Raw genomic sequence first — 17,598 nt, 5'->3', positions numbered from 1 at the left:
GATGACCTCGCAGACCGGTGTTCGCGACGAGCTGCTGCACGCCGGCGTGCGACTGCTCGACGACCACGGGCTCGACGCGCTGCAGACCCGCAAGGTGGCCGCCGCAGCAGGCACCTCGACGATGGCGGTGTACACCCATTTCGGCGGGATGCGCGGACTGATCGCCGCCATAGCCGAAGAAGGGCTACGCCAGTTCGATGTCGCGCTGACGGTCCCGCAGACCGCCGATCCGGTCGCCGACCTGCTGGCCATCGGCACCGCCTACCGGCGCTACGCCATCGAGCGCCCGCACATGTACCGGCTGATGTTCGGCAGCACCAGCGCACACGGCATCAACGCGCCAGCGCGCGACGTGTTGACCCTCAAGGTTGCCGAGATCGAACACCAGCACCCCAGTTTCGCGCATGTGGTGCGAGCGGTGCACCGGTGCCTGCTGGCCGGCCGGTTCGCGACCGCGCTTGGAGCCGACGACGACACGGCAATAGTTGCCACCGCGGCGCAGTTTTGGTCACAGATCCACGGCTTCGTGATGCTCGAGCTGGCCGGCTTCTACGGCGATCGAGGCGCGGCCGTCGAACCGGTGCTCGCCGCGATGACGGTGAACCTGCTTGTCGCGCTGGGAGATTCACCCGAGCGGGCGCAGTGTTCGCTACGGGCCGAGCAGACGCAAAAGAACACGCTGGGCAGAGCTACTTGACGGTGACGGTGGCGCCGGCGGCCTCCAGCTTGGCCTTGGCCTCGTCGGCGGCCTCCTTGGCGACCTTCTCCAGCAGCGGCTTGGGCGCGCCGTCGACCAGGTCCTTGGCCTCCTTGAGGCCCAGGCCGGAAACGATCTCCCGGACCACCTTGATGACGCCGATCTTCTTGTCGCCGGCGGCCTCAAGGATCACGTCGAACTCGGACTGCTCCTCGGCAGCCTCGACGGCGGCACCGGCCGGGGCGGCACCGGCGGCGGCGACGGCGACTGGAGCGGCGGCGGTGACCTCGAAGGTCTCCTCGAACTTCTTGACGAAGTCGGAGAGTTCCAACAGGGTCATTTCCTTGAACGCGTCCAGCAGTTCGTCGGTGGAGAGCTTTGCCATGATGGGCGGTCCTTCCTGGTGTGGGGTACTGGGTGACTACTCGGCTGAGTCTGGGCCTGGGCAGGCCTTCTTTTCCTGCAGGGCGGCCGCGAGCCGGGCCAGCTGCGAGGCCGGCGCGTTGAACAACCCGGCCGCCTTGGCCAGGTTGCCCTTCATCGCACCGGCCAGCTTGGCCAGTAACACCTCGCGGGACTCCAGGTCGGCGATGCGCTCGACTTCGGCCACGGTCAATGGGTGGCCGTCCATGTAGCCGCCCTTGATGACCAGCGCCTTGTGCTCCTTGGCGAAGGTCTTGATGGCCTTGGCGGCGTCGACCGGCTCACCGGTGACGAACGCGATCGCGGTGGGGCCCACAAACAGTTCGTCGAGCCCCTCGATGCCGGCCTCGGAGGCCGCCCGCTTGATGAGTGTGTTCTTGGCCACCGCGTAGGTCGCCGACCCCGTCAGAGACCTGCGTAGCTCGGCCAGGTTGGCCACCGTCAAGCCGCGGTATTCGGTGATCAACGTCGCGGTCGACTCCTTGAACTGCGCTGCGATGTCTGCGACGGCGGTGGCCTTGTCAGCCCTGGCCATGCATACCTCCTGACGGTGCAAGTCTGGTGGCAGTCGGGGTACGACGTGCCGTCTGCGACCACCCGGGAACGACGAACGCCCCGACGCAGGAAGCGGTCGGGGCGTGGAACTAGGCCGGCGCGCGCCGGCGGTGCTGCCTCGTCCTCCTGCGTGGGTCGCCGGGATGCTCCCGGACCTTCAACCGATTGCTCGGTGACCGACGGTCTTCGGTGGATCGGCAACCACAATAGCCTGGCCCGGTCCGGTCAGCCAAAACGGCGACACGTATCGCCGAGTGTGAATCCCGCGACGCCGCACCGGCGTGTCGCGTCGCCAGATTCACAATCGGCATTATGCGATGGCCGCGAGCCTGGCCGCACCCACCAGGCCGGCGGCGCCGCCCAGCTCGGCGGGCACCACCCGCAGGCCGGCCAGAAAGTCCAGCCGGGCGTGGTCGGCTAACGCCGCACGTAACGGCTCGAACAGCAGGCGACCCGACTTGGCCACGCCGCCGCCGATGACGGCGAGATCCAAGTCGCACACGGCGCCCACCGAGGCGATCATCGCGGCCAGCGCCGCGGCGCCGCGGCGGAAGGCCCGCAGCGCCACCGGGTCTCCGGCCCCAGCCGCCTCGGCCAGCTCTTTGGCGCCGGCCCCGGGCGGCGCGGACCAGCCGTTGGCCCGCGCCCAGCGCGCCAGCGACGGGCCGGACGCGATGGTCTCCACACAGCCACGCCCCCCGCACGGGCACGGCGAGCCATCCGGATCCACCACCACGTGGCCGACGTGACCGGCGTTGCCGGTGCGGCCGAGACAGGGGGCGCCGTCGAGCACCAACCCGCCGCCCACCCCGGTGGACACCACCAAACCCAACAGAAAGCGCGCACCCCGTCCGGCTCCCAGCCAGTGCTCGCCGAGCGCCATGCACACCCCGTCACCCCCCAGCCGCACCGGAACCCCCGGGACCGCGGCGGCGACCCGATCCCGCAGCGGAAAGCCGCCCCAGGATCCGATGTTGATCGGGCTGACGCGGCCGCTGTGTAGGTCGATAGGACCGGCCGAGGCGATCCCCACACCACCGACCGCGCCCCCCGCCACGCCGAGCGCGTCGGCGATCATCTCGGCGACCGCGGCCCAGACCTGTTCGGCTCCGCCATACGCCGGGGTGGGACGTTGGGCGGTGTGCACCAACGTGCCGGCCGGGTCGGCCAGGCCCGCGGCGATCTTGGTGCCGCCGATGTCGAGGCAAAGGGTGAGCATCAGTGCCGGTGGGTGTTGTCGGGTTGGCGCGGGTCGCCGGGGTGCTCATAGCCGGGGGCCAGCACCACCAGGGCGTTCCGGCGCGCGTCCAGCCACACCCGGAAGGCGCGGCGGCGCGCGGCCCCCAACAGATGCTCGGTGATCGCGCGGCGCACCTGATCCAGCGGTGGGGCGGCCGCCGCCGGGGCACGCCAGCCGTGCTGGCCGGGACATGGCGCGGCGAACCGCAGCGGGTTGCGGGCATGGTAGTCGGCCACGGCGTCGTCGGTGACCGCGACCCGCGCGGTGACGGCGGCGAACAACGCCCGCGCCAAAGGATCCGCCAGCACCGCTGCGGCGACGCTGCCGATCTCCAGCCGAGCCGTCGCGTCGGGCAGCAGGTCCGCCTCGGCGGGGGCGCCCGCCGCGGTCAGACCACGTGCGGCGGCCTCGGCGGCTACCACCCGCTCGGTCACGATCAGTTGGGTGAGCCAGCGCCGCAGTTGGCGTCCCTCGCTGGTGCCGCTCGCCGGCAGCGCGGCCGCGCGCGGTCCGTCGCGCAGCCGCGCTTCGGCCGCGTCGACCTCGTCGACCGCTACCGCGACACCGGCGACGGTCGCGACCACCCGCTCGGCGACGATGCGCGCCGCGTCGCAGCGTGAGGAGGAGCCGGGCAATCGGCTTCGCCCGCTCATGTCACGCTCACCTTCACCGCCGGCGAATAGACCAACTGACCCGCGCAACCGACCCGAACCAGGGCCCACCACTGCCCGGGCTCCAGCCAGGCCGGCGGGGTCACATCGAAAGCCAGCTCGGCCATGCCCCGGGCGGGTAGCACGGCGCCGAGCGCGGGCGGGCCGATCCACTCCCAGGTGCCCCAGGGGCTGATCGAGTGCGCATCCAGGGCCAGCTCGGCGTGAGCGCGGCTGCCGATCGTCACCGCCAGCCGGGCCCGGTCGCCGGCGGCCAGCTCGATGTCGGCCGGCCCATCGACGAGGTAGACCAGCTCCTCCAGATCGGAGTCGGCGCCGACGGTGACCACGCACACGTCCTCGACCACCTGGCGCCAGGCGGCCGGTACCGCCGTGTCGACGACGCGCAGCTGCGCGCGGACCGGATACGGTCCCGGCGGCGCGCCGGCGGGAATGCTCAACGCGATGTCGGCCTGCAGGTGCGCCCCGGCGCCCAGCGTGAACGGCAACCGAGCCGGTGTGGCCGGCCAGCCGAGCGGACACACGACGTCGACCACGCCGCCCAGCACCGAATCGGTGCAGTCGCTGGCCGCGGTCAGGCGCAGCACCACGTCGTCACCGGGCTGGCCGCGCACCCGCCGCGGGTGCAGGTGGGCGACCGCGGGCAGCCCGCCCAGCGGCGCCGGGCCGCGGTTGTGCAGCCAATAGCGCGCGTACTGCGGCTGAGCGGTCTCGGCGTGCGCCGCCAACGCCACGTCGTCGGCCGCCAGCACGTTAGCCATATCGACGGCCACGTCGAGCCGGGCCAGCACGGTGGCGACCTGATAGCCGTGCAGGTCGATGGACGACTTGTGCGCCCTTGCCATTGCGAGCGGCGTTTCCAGCAGGTCGGCCGGCCGGAGGGCGCCTACCTTGCCCAGCTCGCAGCCGATGGTGACCGGGGTGTCGGCCCCTGTCGTTTGCACCAATCGCAGCGCCACCGCGGCGGGTTGGACCGGCCGCGCGCTGCCGGCTGCCAGCGGGTTGCCGGCCGCCTTGAGCGCGCCCAGCTGCACCGAGTCGGCCGGCTCGACGTGCAGCAGCGAGCCGACCGCCGGCAGCTCGCCCTGTGGCCGTCGCGGCGCCACCGCAAGCAGCGGGTGGGAGAACTGCGCGCTGCGCGCCGGGATGCCGGCGCGCCGCCAATCGCCGCCGCCGCAGACAAGCGCGTAGTCGAAGTGGTGGGTCCAGTGCTGGAGTTGGAAATTCGAGCCATCCGGGGCGGTGCGTCGCGGCTGGTCGATCCAGACCCCGGAGGGCCAGCCGGTGCACGACCGCATCAGCGCGGTGTGCAGGGTGCCCTCGGAGTCGACGGCGAAGCTGGGCACCCCACGGTTGAGCAGCGCGACCGTGCGATCCTCGAACGGCTCCATTTGCGGCGCGGCCCGCTGGTGCACGACTATCTCGGCGTCGGCCAGGTCGTCGGCCAGCGACGCCACCGCGGCGCGCAGGTGCTTCTCGTCTCGGCCGTCGATCACCAGCACCGGCAGCGCGCACGGTGCCCGCAAGTCCGCGCCGGGCAGCCAGGCCCGCGCCAACGGGTTCGCGGCCGGCACCCACACCCTGGCCGTGCCGGTCTTCGCCAGCTGCCGCTGCAGTTCAGCGGTGTAGGCCGGGGCGGCCTCGGCCAGCACGGCCTTGGTGAACGTGTTGCGGTCCGGCCCACCGAGCGCGATCCTGGCGTCCGGCAGATTGGAATCGACATCGAGGTGGCCGTAGCGCGGCTTGTCGGCGCCGCTGCAGGTCGCGGTGACGCCCGCGCGGACCAGCGCGACCATCAGGTCGCGCGCCATCGGGCCGGACGACGTCTCCGACGGCGACACCACCTCGGCCACCGACACTGCGCGCACTTCATTGCCGGCGCGTACCCGCACCGCCGAGGACAACCCGAACCAGCCGTAGGCCGGGTTGTCCAGGGTCCACGGATGCTGGGCGGTGTCCACCGATGCGGGCCCCTCGTGCAGCAACGCGAACCCTCGCCCGACGACGGCGTCCCCCACTTCGCTGATCGGCATGGCGCCGGGTACCGGACACGGCCAGCGCAGCCGCAGCAAGCGGTCTTCCCCGGTGAACTCGTCGATGGTGGTGCGGCAGTCCACCCGATCGACGCCGTCCCACAAGGTGAGTGTCTGCGTGTATCGCAGCAGGGTGCCGATCCGGCCTCGCACGACCAACCGCTGGCCCAGCGGGCCGCGGTAGGCCCACACCGCGGCGGGGGCTGACGAGGAGCGGACCACCGGCCCCTTGGGCAGTAGATGCCACGGGCCCTCCCCCTGAGTCGGGTGCGACGGGTATTCCTCGTAGAGGGCCAGCTCGTTGGCTACCCGGCCGGCGGCGATCAGCTGGCGGCCGTCGTGAACCAGCGACGACACCGCCCCGCCACGCTCGGGGTCGACGGCCAGCCGATAGTGCTCGTTGGCGATGTCGGTGCCGGGTGCCAGTTCCCAGCCTGGCGCCTCGTCGGCGGGCACCAGCCGGTAAACCCGCCAGCCCAGCGAGGGCACGTCGCACGCCAGCCAGGTGACCGACCGTCCGTCGTGCTCGACGAGCGCGCCCACCTCAGCCCCGTCGGGATCGAACACCCGCACGCCGGCCTGCAGCGGCGGGTCGACCCTGGCAGTGACGATGTCGGTGCGCCGCTGGGTCAGCGGGTTCCATACCACCACCGAGTCATCCGCGGCTGTGACCGCGCCGGACAGCAATGCCAGCGAGTTGTCCCGGGCCGCGCGGCCCAGCTCCCACGCGTCGCGCCACCCGGTCAGCAGGTCGAGGTAGACCTGGTCGGACTCCGAGCCGGTGATGGCGTCGTGGTGCGCACCGTAGGCCAGCTGCACCCACGCCTTGGCCAACGCCGCCTGCGGATACTCGGCGCCGGTCAGCAGCGCGGCGAACACCGCGAACCGCTCGGCTTCCAGGACGGCGTTCTCGGCGGCCCGGTTGGCCTGTTTGGTGTCGATGTAGGAGACGTCCTTGCCGGTGTAGATCGGGTTCATGTCGCGGGTCTGCGGTGACGCCGCCCAACCACGGTCGGCCAGTTCGGCACGCACCGCGGCGAAGAACTCCTTCGGCAGCGCGCACACGAAGCGCGGCCAGGTGTAGCGCGCGCCCCAGTCGCGGTGGATGGCGGTGACCCACTTGTTCGGCGGGGTGTAGTCGGTGCCCACCGGCAGGAGCACGTTGCGGGTCAGCGCGACCTTCTTGAGCTGGTCGAACAGCGCGTAGGTGGCGGCCTCGGCGTCGGCCAGCGAGGTGGACGAGTCCATCCACCAGCCCGCCGAGTAATGCGCCGGCATGTAGTGGGTCAACAGGCCGCGACCCGACGGTGCGATCCACTCGAACTCGCTGCAGAACTGCATGCGGTCTACCCCGCCTTGGGCCGGACCCCACTGGTGGTGTGGCCCGCGGGCCCATGAGCTCGACGTCAGCCCGGCATCGGCGGCCATCCCAGGAAATTGCGGGTCATGGCCGAACACGTCGAGCTGCCACGCGGTGGCCGGCTCGGCGCCCAGCACGTCACGCTGAAAACCGATGCCGTGCACCAGGTTGCGGATGGTGGTTTCCGGGCTGGTGAGGTTGGTGTTGGGTTCGTTGTAGGTTCCGCCCATCACTTCGATGCGCCCATCGGCGAGGAACCGGCGCAGGTCGGCGCGGTCCTGCGGGTGGGTGTCCCAGTACGGCTTGAGGTAGTCCACCTCGGCCAGCACGAACTTGTACTCGGGCTCGCGGCGCGCCATCTCCAGATGCGCGCGCACCAGCTCGAAGCCGTTGGCCTGGCGGGCTCGCCCGGGCGGGTCTTCGCGCCACTGGCTGGTATAGGCGCCCTGGGTGTTCCACCAGACCGGGTCGTAGTGGAAGTGACTGATCATGAACATCGTCCAGCCGGGCTCGGCCACGGTGAACTCGAACGCCAGGCTCGGACCATCGGGGGTGTGTGCCCGCGCGGTCCGCCGCTCACCCACGACCGGCGACTCAACCGCGACCGCAACCTCGACGACGTCGTCGCCGGGGCGGGCGGCCGCCTCGCCGGCCAAGCCGTCACCATGGATGCGGATCGGCGCCGGTTCGGTACACCCGGTGACCGTGACGCGGACCAGCTGCAGCGGCGCATCCGGCGGGCCGACGAAAAGCTCGGTCGATTCCGCCGAAACCACCCGCATGACCGCACCTTACGGCGACCAATCGTCGCGATAAAGGAACGCCGCCGGCCCAGCAGCGGGCCAACCGAGCGTCGCCGAATGTGTAATCAGGGCGGAAATCGGGCCGGCACGTGAGCGGGCTCACGTCAATTGGGAGCTGTCTGCCCCGGTTTGGCACACTGCTCAGATGGGTTCCACCACACACCGCGAGGTGGCCAAGCTTGACCGGGTACCGCTGCCGGTCGAAGCTGCCCGGGTGGCGGCCACCGGTTGGCAGGTCACCCGCACCGCCGTCCGGTTCATCGGCAGGCTCCCCCGAAAAGGGCCCTGGCAACAGAAGGTGATCAAGGAGCTCCCGCAGACCTTCGCCGATCTGGGACCGACATACGTGAAGTTCGGCCAGATCATCGCGTCCAGCCCGGGAGCATTCGGTGAGTCGCTGTCGCGGGAATTCCGCGGCCTGCTCGACCGGGTGCCGCCCGCAAAAACCGACGAGGTGCACAAGCTCTTCGTCGAGGAACTCGGCGACGAGCCGGCCCGGCTGTTCGCCTCCTTCGAGGAAGAGCCGTTCGCGTCGGCGTCCATCGCCCAGGTGCACTACGCGACCCTGCGCAGCGGCGAGGAGGTGGTGGTCAAGATCCAGCGGCCGGGCATCCGCCGCCGCGTTGCCGCCGACCTGCAGATCCTCAAGCGCTTCGCGCAGACCGTCGAACTGGCCAAGCTGGGCCGGCGGCTCTCGGCACAAGACGTGGTCGCCGACTTCGCCGACAACCTGGCCGAGGAGCTGGACTTTCGCCTCGAGGCGCAGTCCATGGAGGCCTGGGTCTCCCACCTACACGCCTCGCCGCTGGGCAAAAACATCCGGGTGCCGCAGGTGCACTGGGACTTCACCACCGAGCGGGTGTTGACGATGGAACGGGTGCACGGCATCCGCATCGACAACGCCGCCGCGATCCGCAAGGCCGGGTTCGACGGTGTCGAGCTGGTCAAGGCACTGCTGTTTTCGGTGTTCGAGGGCGGCCTGCGGCACGGGCTGTTCCACGGCGACCTGCACGCGGGCAACCTCTACGTCGACGAGGCGGGCCGCATCGTGTTCTTCGACTTCGGGATCATGGGCCGCATCGATCCACGCACCCGCTGGCTACTCCGCGAGCTGGTGTATGCGCTGCTGGTGAAGAAGGACCACGCAGCCGCCGGCAAGATCGTCGTGCTCATGGGCGCCGTCGGCACCATGAAGCCCGAGACCCAGGCCGCCAAAGACCTGGAGCGCTTCGCCACCCCGCTGACCATGCAATCGCTGGGCGACATGTCATATGCCGACATCGGCCGCCAGCTCTCGGCGCTGGCCGACGCCTACGACGTCAAGCTGCCCCGCGAGCTGGTGCTGATCGGCAAGCAGTTCCTGTACGTGGAGCGCTACATGAAGCTGCTGGCGCCGAGGTGGCAGATGATGTCGGACCCGCAGCTGACCGGATATTTCGCCAACTTCATGGTCGAGGTCAGCCGCGAACATCAATCCGACATCGAGGTTTAGGCGAGGTCTCGGTGGACATCCGTAGCGGCACCGCGGTCTCCGGTGATGTGAAGCTGTACTACGAGGACATGGGTGACCTCGACCACCCGCCGGTGTTGCTGATCATGGGCCTGGGCGCCCAGATGCTGCTGTGGCGGACCGACTTCTGCGCGCGGCTCGTCGCGAAGGGCCTGCGCGTCATCCGCTACGACAACCGCGATGTCGGCCTGTCCACCAAGACCGAGCGCCACCGCCCGGGACAGCCACTGGCCACGCGGTTGGTCCGGTCCTGGCTCGGTCTGCCCAGCCAGGCTGCCTACACGTTGGAAGACATGGCCGCCGACGCCGCGGCGTTGCTCGATCACCTCGACGTCAAGCACGCGCACGTCGTCGGGGCGTCGATGGGCGGCATGATCGCCCAGATTTTCGCCGCGCGATTCGCGCAGCGGACGAAAACCCTGGCGGTCATCTTCTCCAGCAACAATCACCGGTTTCTGCCACCGCCGGCGCCACGCGCGCTGCTGGCGCTGCTCACGGGTCCGCCGCCGGATTCGCCACGCGACGTCATTGTCGACAACGCCGTCCGGGTCAGCAAGATCATCGGCAGCCCGGCCTACCCGATTCCCGAAGACCAGGTACGAGCCGAGGCCGCCGAAAGCTACGACCGCAACTTCCATCCCTGGGGAATCGCCCAGCAGTTCAGCGCGATACTGGGCAGCGGCAGCCTGCTGCGCTACGACCGGCGCATCGTCGCACCGACCGTCGTCATCCACGGGCGCGCGGACAAGCTGATGCGGCCGTTCGGCGGCCGCGCGGTCGCGCGAGCAATCAACGGCGCGCGCCTGGTGCTCATCGACGGCATGGGCCATGACCTGCCCAGACAGCTGTGGGATCGGGTGATCGGCGAGTTGACGCGCAACTTCTCTGAGGCCGGCTGAGCCGGTCGGCGAGGCGTTGTACGGTTGGCGCGGGAGGTTGTCGCCTATGGCCAAGCTGAGACCATATTACGAAGAGTCACAGTCGGCTTACGACATTTCGGATGACTTCTTCGCGTTGTTCCTCGATCCCACCTGGGTCTACACCTGCGCCTATTTCGAGCGTGACGATATGACGCTGGAAGAGGCGCAACTGGCCAAGGTGGATCTGGCGTTGGACAAGCTGAACCTCGAACCGGGGATGACGCTACTCGACGTGGGTTGCGGGTGGGGCGGGGCGCTCGTTCGGGCCGTGGAGAAGTACGACGTCAATGTCATCGGCCTCACGCTCAGCCGGAATCACTATGAACGCAGCAAAGACCGCCTGGCCGCAATCGGAACGCAACGGCGCGCCGAGGCCCGGCTGCAGGGCTGGGAAGAGTTTGAAGAGAACGTCGACCGGATCGTCAGCTTTGAGGCATTCGACGCGTTCAAAAAGGAGCGGTATCTGACGTTCTTCGAACGCTCCTACGACATCCTGCCCGATGACGGGCGGATGCTACTGCACAGCCTGTTCACCTACGACCGCAGGTGGCTGCACGAACAGGGCATTGCGCTGACGATGAGCGACCTTCGATTCCTCAAATTCCTGCGGGAGTCGATCTTCCCGGGCGGCGAGCTGCCATCGGAGCCCGACATTGTCGACAATGCGCAGGCCGCGGGCTTCACCATCGAGCATGTCCAGCTGCTGCAGCAGCACTACGCACGGACTCTCGATGCATGGGCCGCCAACCTACAGGCTGCCCGCGAACGCGCCATCGCCGTACAGTCCGAAGAGGTCTACAACAACTTCATGCACTATCTGACCGGATGCGCGGAGCGCTTCCGCAGAGGCCTTATCAACGTCGCCCAGTTCACCATGACCAAGTAGCTCGTCCGCTCATATCCGTTCCCTGACCTGGGCAAATTCGATCGCGGTTTAGTACGGCGGCCCTGTATCGGATAGCATGCCTCGAGCATGCGGGGAGGGGGAAGCATCGGTGCGTTCCGTGCAAGCACCGAAAGGCCACCTAGGGTCCGGAAAGGCATTACACCTCATGGTCAACGACCTAACGCCGCACTTCGAGGACGTGCAGGCACACTACGACCTGTCCGACGACTTCTTCCGGCTGTTCCTGGATCCGACCCAGACCTACAGCTGCGCGCATTTCGAACGCGAGGACATGACGCTGGAAGAGGCCCAGATCGCCAAGATCGACCTGGCGCTGGGCAAGCTAGGTCTGCAGCCCGGCATGACGCTGCTCGATATCGGTTGCGGCTGGGGCGCCACCATGCGGCGCGCGATCGCGCAGTATGACGTCAACGTCGTCGGCCTGACATTGTCGAAGAACCAGGCCGCCCATGTGCAGAAGTCGTTCGACGAGATGGACACCCCGCGCGACAGGCGAGTGTTGCTGGCGGGATGGGAGCAGTTCAACGAGCCCGTCGACCGCATCGTGTCGATCGGCGCGTTCGAGCACTTCGGCCACGATCGTCACGCCGACTTCTTCGCCCGGGCCCACAAAATCCTGCCGCCCGATGGCGTGTTGCTGCTGCACACGATCACCGGCCTGACCAGGCAGCAGATGGTCGACCACGGCTTGCCGCTCACGTTGTGGCTGGCCCGCTTTCTCAAGTTCATCGCGACCGAAATCTTCCCGGGGGGCCAACCTCCGACGATTGAAATGGTTGAGGAACAGTCGGCGAAGACGGGTTTCACGCTGACTCGCCGCCAGTCGCTGCAGCCGCATTACGCCAGGACCCTCGACCTGTGGGCCGAGGCGCTGCAGGAACACAAAAGCGAGGCCATCGCGATCCAGTCCGAAGAGGTCTACGAGCGGTACATGAAATACCTGACCGGCTGCGCCAAGCTGTTCCGGGTCGGCTACATCGACGTCAACCAGTTCACGCTGGCGAAGTAGTGATTGCGCCGGCCAGGGTGATATCTGGCAAATCCCGATCGAGAAAGACCGGCGCATGCGAGCGCGAATGCGGGCGATGTGCCATGCACCGTGTAGGGTGCCGGGGATGGCCACCTGCTTAAGGTGCCCCTCACAGTGGGAGGACACATGTCTGATAACTCAACGGGCACCACAAAGTCTCGGTCCAATGTCGACGACGTCCAAGCCCATTACGACCTTTCAGATGCGTTCTTCGCGCTGTTCCAGGATCCGACTCGGACCTACAGCTGCGCCTACTTCGAGCGCGACGACATGACCTTGCACGAAGCACAGGTCGCCAAGCTGGACCTAACCCTGGGCAAGCTGGGGCTAGAACCGGGAATGACACTGCTCGACGTGGGCTGCGGCTGGGGTTCGGTCATGAAGCGTGCCGTCGAGCGCTACGACGTCAACGTCGTCGGCTTGACCCTGTCGAAAAATCAGCACGCCTACTGCCAGCAAGTGCTCGACAAGGTCGACACCAACCGCTCGCACCGGGTACTGCTGAGCGACTGGGCCAACTTCAGCGAGCCGGTGGACCGCATCGTAACCATCGAAGCGATAGAGCACTTCGGTTTCGAGCGCTACGATGACTTCTTCAAGTTCGCCTACAACGCGATGCCCGCGGACGGCGTGATGCTGCTGCACTCGATCACCGGCTTGCACGTAAAGCAGGTCATCGAGCGCGGCATACCGTTGACCATGGAGATGGCCAAATTCATCCGGTTCATCGTGACCGACATCTTCCCGGGCGGCCGGTTGCCGACGATCGAGACGATCGAGGAGCATGTGACGAAGGCCGGTTTCACCATTACCGATATCCAGTCCCTGCAACCGCACTTCGCCAGGACTCTTGACCTGTGGGCCGAGGCGCTTCAAGCCCACAAGGACGAGGCCATCGAGATCCAGTCCGCAGAGGTATACGAGCGGTACATGAAATACCTGACCGGCTGCGCCAAGGCGTTCCGAATGGGCTACATCGACTGCAACCAGTTCACGCTGGCCAAGTAGACTTTCGTGCCACCGACGGGCTATGGGTGCACAGCCACCGGTAACTGACACCATCCAGGAGAACATGACGAGAATGGCCGAGAAACCGATTAGCCCAACCAAAACACGGACACGCTTCGAAGACATCCAAGCGCACTACGACGTCTCCGATGATTTCTTCGCCCTGTTCCAGGACCCGACCCGAACTTACAGCTGTGCCTACTTCGAGCCACCGGAGCTCACGCTCGAAGAAGCCCAATACGCCAAGGTCGACCTCAACCTGGACAAGCTGGACCTCAAGCCGGGCATGACGCTGCTGGACATTGGGTGCGGTTGGGGCACCACCATGAGGCGCGCCGTCGAGCGGTTCGACGTTAACGTCATCGGCCTGACGTTGTCCAAGAACCAGCACGCCCGCTGCGAGCAAGTGCTGGCTTCGATCGACACCAACCGCTCACGTCAAGTGCTGCTGCAAGGCTGGGAGGATTTCGCCGAACCCGTCGACCGGATTGTGTCGATCGAAGCCTTCGAGCACTTCGGGCACGAGAACTACGACGACTTCTTCAAGCGGTGTTTCAACATCATGCCCGCCGACGGCCGGATGACCGTCCAGAGCAGCGTCAGCTACCACCCCTACGAGATGGCGGCCCGCGGTAAGAAGCTGAGCTTCGAGACGGCGCGTTTCATCAAGTTCATCGTCACCGAGATATTTCCCGGCGGCCGCCTGCCGTCCACCGAGATGATGGTCGAACACGGCGAGAAGGCCGGTTTCACCGTCCCGGAGCCGCTCTCGTTGCGCCCGCATTACATCAAGACGCTGCGGATCTGGGGGGACACGCTGCAGTCCAATAAGGACAAGGCCATCGAGGTCACCTCCGAAGAGGTCTACAACCGCTACATGAAGTATTTGCGTGGCTGCGAGCACTACTTCACCGACGAGATGCTCGACTGCAGCCTGGTGACCTACCTCAAGCCGGGTGCCGCGGCCTAAGCCCGGCGAGCAGACGCATAAGCCCCCGACACGCCGTGCGTGCGGGGGCTTATGCGTCTGCTCGCCGGGGAAACTACTCCCCCGCGAAGTTGCGGGTGATGGATGGGTCGACCGGAATGCCCGGGCCCGTCGTCGTCGACACGGTGATCTTCTTCAGGTAGCGGCCCTTCGACGAGGACGGCTTGAGCCGCAGCACCTCGTCGATCGCCGCGCCGTAGTTCTCCGCCAACAACTTCTCGTCGAACGACGCTTTCCCGATGACGAAGTGCAGGTTGGCCTGCTTGTCAACCCGGAAGTTGATCTTGCCGCCCTTGATGTCCGCGACGGCCTTGGCGACGTCGGCGGTGACGGTGCCGGTTTTCGGGTTGGGCATCAGGCCGCGCGGACCCAGCACCCGAGCGATGCGACCGACTTTGGCCATCTGATCCGGTGTCGCGATCGCGGCATCGAATTCCAGCCAGCCGCCCTGAATCCTCTCGATCAGATCGTCACTCCCGACAACATCCGCCCCCGCGGCAACGGCAGCATCGGCCTTTTCACCAACCGCGAATACCGCGACGCGGGCAGTCTTACCGGTGCCGTGTGGCAGGTTGACCGTGCCGCGAACCATCTGGTCTGCCTTACGCGGGTCGACGCCAAGCCGGATCGCCACCTCGACGGTCGCGTCCTGCTTGGTCGACGAGGTCTCTTTGGCAAGCTTGGCCGCCTGCAGCGGGGTGTAGAGGTTGGTGCGGTCCACCTTCGCGGCGGCGGCGCGATATGCCTTGCTGGTCTTGCTCATTTGATATCCAATCTATGGGTCGTGGTTACTCAGCGGGCCGAAGCTGGCCCTCCCACGGGTAGGGCCCTATTCGACGGTGATGCCCATCGACCGAGCGGTACCGGCGATGATCTTGGCCGCAGCGTCGACGTCGTTGGCGTTGAGGTCCGTCTTCTTGGTCTCGGCGATTTCGCGGACTTGATCCCAGGTGACTTTGGCGACCTTGGTCTTGTGCGGCTCCGCCGAACCCTTCGCCACACCAGCGGCCTTAAGCAGCAGCTTGGCGGCGGGCGGCGTCTTCAGCGTGAAAGTGAAGCTACGGTCTTCATAAACGGTGATCTCCACCGGGATGACGTTGCCGCGCTGGTTCTCCGTCGCGGCGTTGTACGCCTTGCAGAACTCCATGATGTTGACGCCGTGCTGACCGAGCGCGGGGCCCACTGGCGGGGCAGGGTTGGCCTGGCCCGCCACGATCTGCAGCTTGATCAACCCGGCGACCTTCTTCTTCGGGGCCATGACGTGTCGATGTCCTTCCTTGTTTCAGCCTGTGTGGCCTGCCCTGCTGGGCTAGATCTTGGAGACTTGGCCAAAGGTCAGCTCCACCGGTGTTTCGCGGCCGAAGATGGAGACCAGCACCTTGAGTTTCTGCTGTTCGGCGTTGACCTCGCTGATCGTGGCCGGCAATGTGGCAAACGGCCCGTCCATGACGGTTACCGATTCGCCCACCTCGTAGTCGACCTCGACGACCGGACGCTCTAGCCCGCCCGCCTCGGCGGCGGCAGCCGTGCTGGCCGCACCCTTGGCAGCCTTCCTCGTCGACCCCCGCGGAAGCAGAAACTTCACCACGTCGTCGAGGGCGAGCGCTGACGGGCGAGATGTTGCCCCAACGAACCCCGTGACCCCCGGCGTGTTACGCACCGCGGCCCAGGAGTCGTCGGTCAAGTCCATCCGCACCAGAATGTAGCCGGGCAGCACCTTACGGTTGACCTGCTTGCGTTGGCCGTTTTTGATCTCGGTGACCTCTTCGGTGGGCACCTCCACCTGGAAGATGTAGTCGCCGACATCAAGGTTCTGCACCCGGGTTTCCAGGTTGGCCTTGACCTTGTTCTCGTACCCTGCGTAGGAGTGAACGACGTACCAGTCGCCGGGCTTGCTGCGCAGCTCCGCTTTGAGCGCGGCGGCCGGATCGACCTCTTCAGCCGGGGCCGCTGCATCCTGGAAGGCGTTGGCCTCTGTTAGATCGACCGCCTCACCCGCGGACGTGTCACCGTCGAAGGTAGTCACGGTTTTCAGTCCTCTCTGTCACTCTCGAGCCTCAGCCGAACACCAACATCACCAGCTTGGTCAGGCCCAAGTCAGCACCGGCGACCAGCGCCACCATGAAGGCCAGAAACGCCAGCACCACCGACGTGTAGGTAAGCATTTGTTTGCGGTTCGGCCAGATTACCTTCCGCATCTCGGCAACGACCTGCTTGAGGTAGTTGTAGACGAATGCGATCGGGTTAACCGACCGGGCCTTCGGTTTACTGGCCTTTTTTGCCCTGGCAGCCTTCGACACGGCCTTGGTGGTCGAATCGTCCTTGGCGACCCCGGTAGCTTCCGAAGCCGCGGTCGACGGCTCTTCGACGTCGACGTCTGCGTCGGCTCCTGCACGCGACCGCGACCGCTTGCCGGTGGGACGTTGCGGCCGCACCACCGGCTTTGTCACCAGGGCCGTCCGGCCACCGCTCCCGCGGCTGTCCGCATTCTCGGCGCCGTCGGCTACGGCCTCGTCGGCAACGTCGCCTTCGTCGCTCACCGCATGCTCCTTCGTTTACTAGCTACCCCGCGAGCCGTTCCGCTCTGGTGGGGCACCTTCCAGTGTCCACCATGGCACATACCTATGGTCCGTCTCCTCTTCAGGCCGTGCCTGCATCGTCGTCGAACGTTCGCCTTCAGCAGGGGCGACAGGACTTGAACCTGCAACCTGCGGTTTTGGAGACCGCTGCTCTGCCAGTTGAGCTACGCCCCTTCGCGGTTGGCAGGCAAGACCAGACCAGGCCCTGGCCAACCCACTACGCCGGGGCTCACATGACACGCGCGCCCTCCGTTCGGTGATCGCGAACCGAAAGTGGAGACGACACTCCGCTCGTTGAACTCACGGAAAGCGCGCCGATGTTGGGAAAACCCCGAGGTCCGAGTGTACATGGCCGCAGCGGCCAGTTGCTAATTACGCGGTCCTGATGACCTGCCCGGATTCCTTGTCCCATTTGAGTCTGGCGGAACCATCACCCTGCTGGCCCATCAGCGTGGTGTAGGCCTCCATGACCAGCTCACCGTCGTCGTTGGTGCAGAGGTTTCTGGTAACGACGATGTCTGCGCCGAACCGCTCGTCCACCGAATGGATGTCCATCCGAGCCCACAACTTGTCCCCGGCGAGCACGGGTTTGTGGAACACGAACCGCTGGTCGACCTGAACGATCTGCATCGTCTCCATGCCCACGTCGACGTGGCGGAAGAAGTCCAGTTGCACATATTTGGCGAGGATCGTCACGAAGGTCAGCGGAGCAACCAGCGCGTCGTAACCGAGGTCGGCGGCCGCTTCCTCGCTGAAAAAGGCCGGGTGGTCGCACTTGACAGCTCGGGCAAACTCGCGGCATTGCTCACGGCCCACGATGAAGTAGTCCGGGTACCGCCAAATCATCCCGCGGATATCGGTCTTGAGCGCCATA

The 17,598-nt window shown here is 66.8% G+C and carries 17 protein-coding genes and 1 tRNA gene; 7 read left to right on the top strand and 11 right to left on the bottom strand.

Annotation, left to right across the window (positions count from 1 at the left end; all coding sequences use genetic code 11):
- Position 1 precedes the first annotated feature (1 nt).
- Positions 2–697, top strand: a complete 696-nt coding sequence (locus MCAN_RS03390; RefSeq protein WP_014000338.1) for a TetR/AcrR family transcriptional regulator — start codon at positions 2–4, stop codon at positions 695–697.
- On the opposite strand, the gene rplL is transcribed toward MCAN_RS03390, so the two are convergent.
- The 5 genes from rplL to MCAN_RS03365 form a co-directional block, all read right to left on the bottom strand.
- Complete coding sequence (rplL, locus tag MCAN_RS03385) at positions 690–1,082, bottom strand: 50S ribosomal protein L7/L12 (protein ID WP_003403353.1); 393 nt, start codon at positions 1,080–1,082, stop codon at positions 690–692. The genes MCAN_RS03390 and rplL overlap by 8 nt on opposite strands.
- Positions 1,083–1,118: 36 nt before the next feature.
- Positions 1,119–1,655, bottom strand: a complete 537-nt coding sequence (gene rplJ / locus MCAN_RS03380; RefSeq protein WP_003403341.1) for a 50S ribosomal protein L10 — start codon at positions 1,653–1,655, stop codon at positions 1,119–1,121.
- A 330-nt stretch (positions 1,656–1,985) separates the two neighbouring features.
- On the bottom strand, positions 1,986–2,894 hold the full coding sequence (locus MCAN_RS03375) for an ROK family protein (RefSeq protein ID WP_003403330.1): 909 nt from the start codon (positions 2,892–2,894) through the stop codon (positions 1,986–1,988).
- Positions 2,894–3,568, bottom strand: coding sequence for a DUF7158 domain-containing protein (locus tag MCAN_RS03370; protein ID WP_014000337.1), 675 nt, complete (start codon positions 3,566–3,568; stop codon positions 2,894–2,896). Before MCAN_RS03370 ends, MCAN_RS03375 begins: the two co-directional genes overlap by 1 nt.
- On the bottom strand, positions 3,565–7,761 hold the full coding sequence (locus MCAN_RS03365) for a glycoside hydrolase family 38 N-terminal domain-containing protein (RefSeq protein WP_014000336.1): 4,197 nt from the start codon (positions 7,759–7,761) through the stop codon (positions 3,565–3,567). Before MCAN_RS03365 ends, MCAN_RS03370 begins: the two co-directional genes overlap by 4 nt.
- A 166-nt stretch (positions 7,762–7,927) precedes the next feature.
- Between MCAN_RS03365 and MCAN_RS03360 the strand changes: the two genes are divergently transcribed.
- The 6 genes from MCAN_RS03360 to mmaA4 all read left to right on the top strand — a co-directional run bounded on the left by MCAN_RS03360 (position 7,928) and on the right by mmaA4 (position 14,127).
- Positions 7,928–9,274 (top strand): ABC1 kinase family protein, encoded by a 1,347-nt coding sequence (locus tag MCAN_RS03360; RefSeq protein ID WP_003904450.1) that lies wholly within the window; start codon positions 7,928–7,930, stop codon positions 9,272–9,274.
- A gap of 11 nt (positions 9,275–9,285) precedes the next feature.
- Positions 9,286–10,191 (top strand): lipase/esterase LipG, encoded by a 906-nt coding sequence (gene lipG, locus MCAN_RS03355; protein WP_003403314.1) that lies wholly within the window; start codon positions 9,286–9,288, stop codon positions 10,189–10,191.
- A 46-nt stretch (positions 10,192–10,237) separates the two neighbouring features.
- Positions 10,238–11,098, top strand: a complete 861-nt coding sequence (gene mmaA1, locus MCAN_RS03350; protein ID WP_003403310.1) for a mycolic acid methyltransferase MmaA1 — start codon at positions 10,238–10,240, stop codon at positions 11,096–11,098.
- 166 nt (positions 11,099–11,264) lie between these two features.
- Positions 11,265–12,128 carry a cyclopropane mycolic acid synthase MmaA2 gene (gene mmaA2, locus MCAN_RS03345; protein ID WP_003900985.1) on the top strand — a complete coding sequence of 288 codons (864 nt, stop codon included), beginning with the start codon at positions 11,265–11,267 and terminating at the stop codon, positions 12,126–12,128.
- A 147-nt stretch (positions 12,129–12,275) separates the two neighbouring features.
- The gene (gene mmaA3, locus MCAN_RS03340) at positions 12,276–13,157 is read left to right on the top strand and encodes a methoxy mycolic acid synthase MmaA3 (protein ID WP_003403302.1); all 882 of its coding nucleotides are present in this window, start codon (positions 12,276–12,278) and stop codon (positions 13,155–13,157) included.
- A gap of 64 nt (positions 13,158–13,221) precedes the next feature.
- Positions 13,222–14,127, top strand: a complete 906-nt coding sequence (gene mmaA4 / locus MCAN_RS03335; RefSeq protein ID WP_003900195.1) for a hydroxymycolate synthase MmaA4 — start codon at positions 13,222–13,224, stop codon at positions 14,125–14,127.
- A gap of 73 nt (positions 14,128–14,200) precedes the next feature.
- Here the strand turns inward: mmaA4 and rplA are convergent, their stop codons facing one another.
- The 6 genes from rplA to hadC form a co-directional block, all read right to left on the bottom strand.
- A complete protein-coding gene (rplA, locus tag MCAN_RS03330) occupies positions 14,201–14,908 on the bottom strand; it encodes a 50S ribosomal protein L1 (protein ID WP_003403292.1) in 708 nt (235 codons plus the stop codon).
- 66 nt (positions 14,909–14,974) lie between these two features.
- On the bottom strand, positions 14,975–15,403 hold the full coding sequence (rplK, locus tag MCAN_RS03325; protein ID WP_003403291.1) for a 50S ribosomal protein L11: 429 nt from the start codon (positions 15,401–15,403) through the stop codon (positions 14,975–14,977).
- 51 nt (positions 15,404–15,454) lie between these two features.
- A complete protein-coding gene (gene nusG, locus MCAN_RS03320) occupies positions 15,455–16,171 on the bottom strand; it encodes a transcription termination/antitermination protein NusG (RefSeq protein WP_003403288.1) in 717 nt (238 codons plus the stop codon).
- Between the two features lie 31 nt (positions 16,172–16,202).
- Complete coding sequence (gene secE, locus MCAN_RS03315; RefSeq protein WP_014000335.1) at positions 16,203–16,685, bottom strand: preprotein translocase subunit SecE; 483 nt, start codon at positions 16,683–16,685, stop codon at positions 16,203–16,205.
- Positions 16,686–16,825: 140 nt separating this feature from the next.
- A tRNA-Trp gene (locus MCAN_RS03310) sits at positions 16,826–16,898 on the bottom strand.
- 198 nt (positions 16,899–17,096) lie between these two features.
- Complete coding sequence (gene hadC, locus MCAN_RS03305; protein ID WP_003403282.1) at positions 17,097–17,597, bottom strand: (3R)-hydroxyacyl-ACP dehydratase subunit HadC; 501 nt, start codon at positions 17,595–17,597, stop codon at positions 17,097–17,099.
- Position 17,598 lies beyond the last annotated feature (1 nt).

Origin of the sequence: Mycobacterium canetti CIPT 140010059 (genome assembly GCF_000253375.1) — a bacterium.
Taxonomy (GTDB): domain Bacteria; phylum Actinomycetota; class Actinomycetes; order Mycobacteriales; family Mycobacteriaceae; genus Mycobacterium; species Mycobacterium tuberculosis.
Note: the sequence above shows the minus strand (reverse complement) of the source record. Positions and strands in the feature narration are given on the sequence as shown.

What these genes read in the sequence shown, in the direction of transcription:
- MCAN_RS03390 (WP_014000338.1), top strand. Translation starts at nt 2, where the DNA reads ATGACCTCGCAGACCGGTGTTCGCGACGAGCTGCTGCACGCCGGCGTG.
- rplL (WP_003403353.1), bottom strand. Translation starts at nt 1,082, where the DNA reads ATGGCAAAGCTCTCCACCGACGAACTGCTGGACGCGTTCAAGGAAATG.
- rplJ (WP_003403341.1), bottom strand. Translation starts at nt 1,655, where the DNA reads ATGGCCAGGGCTGACAAGGCCACCGCCGTCGCAGACATCGCAGCGCAG.
- MCAN_RS03375 (WP_003403330.1), bottom strand. Translation starts at nt 2,894, where the DNA reads ATGCTCACCCTTTGCCTCGACATCGGCGGCACCAAGATCGCCGCGGGC.
- MCAN_RS03370 (WP_014000337.1), bottom strand. Translation starts at nt 3,568, where the DNA reads ATGAGCGGGCGAAGCCGATTGCCCGGCTCCTCCTCACGCTGCGACGCG.
- MCAN_RS03365 (WP_014000336.1), bottom strand. Translation starts at nt 7,761, where the DNA reads ATGCGGGTGGTTTCGGCGGAATCGACCGAGCTTTTCGTCGGCCCGCCG.
- MCAN_RS03360 (WP_003904450.1), top strand. Translation starts at nt 7,928, where the DNA reads ATGGGTTCCACCACACACCGCGAGGTGGCCAAGCTTGACCGGGTACCG.
- mmaA1 (WP_003403310.1), top strand. Translation starts at nt 10,238, where the DNA reads ATGGCCAAGCTGAGACCATATTACGAAGAGTCACAGTCGGCTTACGAC.
- mmaA2 (WP_003900985.1), top strand. Translation starts at nt 11,265, where the DNA reads ATGGTCAACGACCTAACGCCGCACTTCGAGGACGTGCAGGCACACTAC.
- mmaA3 (WP_003403302.1), top strand. Translation starts at nt 12,276, where the DNA reads ATGTCTGATAACTCAACGGGCACCACAAAGTCTCGGTCCAATGTCGAC.
- mmaA4 (WP_003900195.1), top strand. Translation starts at nt 13,222, where the DNA reads ATGACGAGAATGGCCGAGAAACCGATTAGCCCAACCAAAACACGGACA.
- rplA (WP_003403292.1), bottom strand. Translation starts at nt 14,908, where the DNA reads ATGAGCAAGACCAGCAAGGCATATCGCGCCGCCGCCGCGAAGGTGGAC.
- rplK (WP_003403291.1), bottom strand. Translation starts at nt 15,403, where the DNA reads ATGGCCCCGAAGAAGAAGGTCGCCGGGTTGATCAAGCTGCAGATCGTG.
- hadC (WP_003403282.1), bottom strand. Translation starts at nt 17,597, where the DNA reads ATGGCGCTCAAGACCGATATCCGCGGGATGATTTGGCGGTACCCGGAC.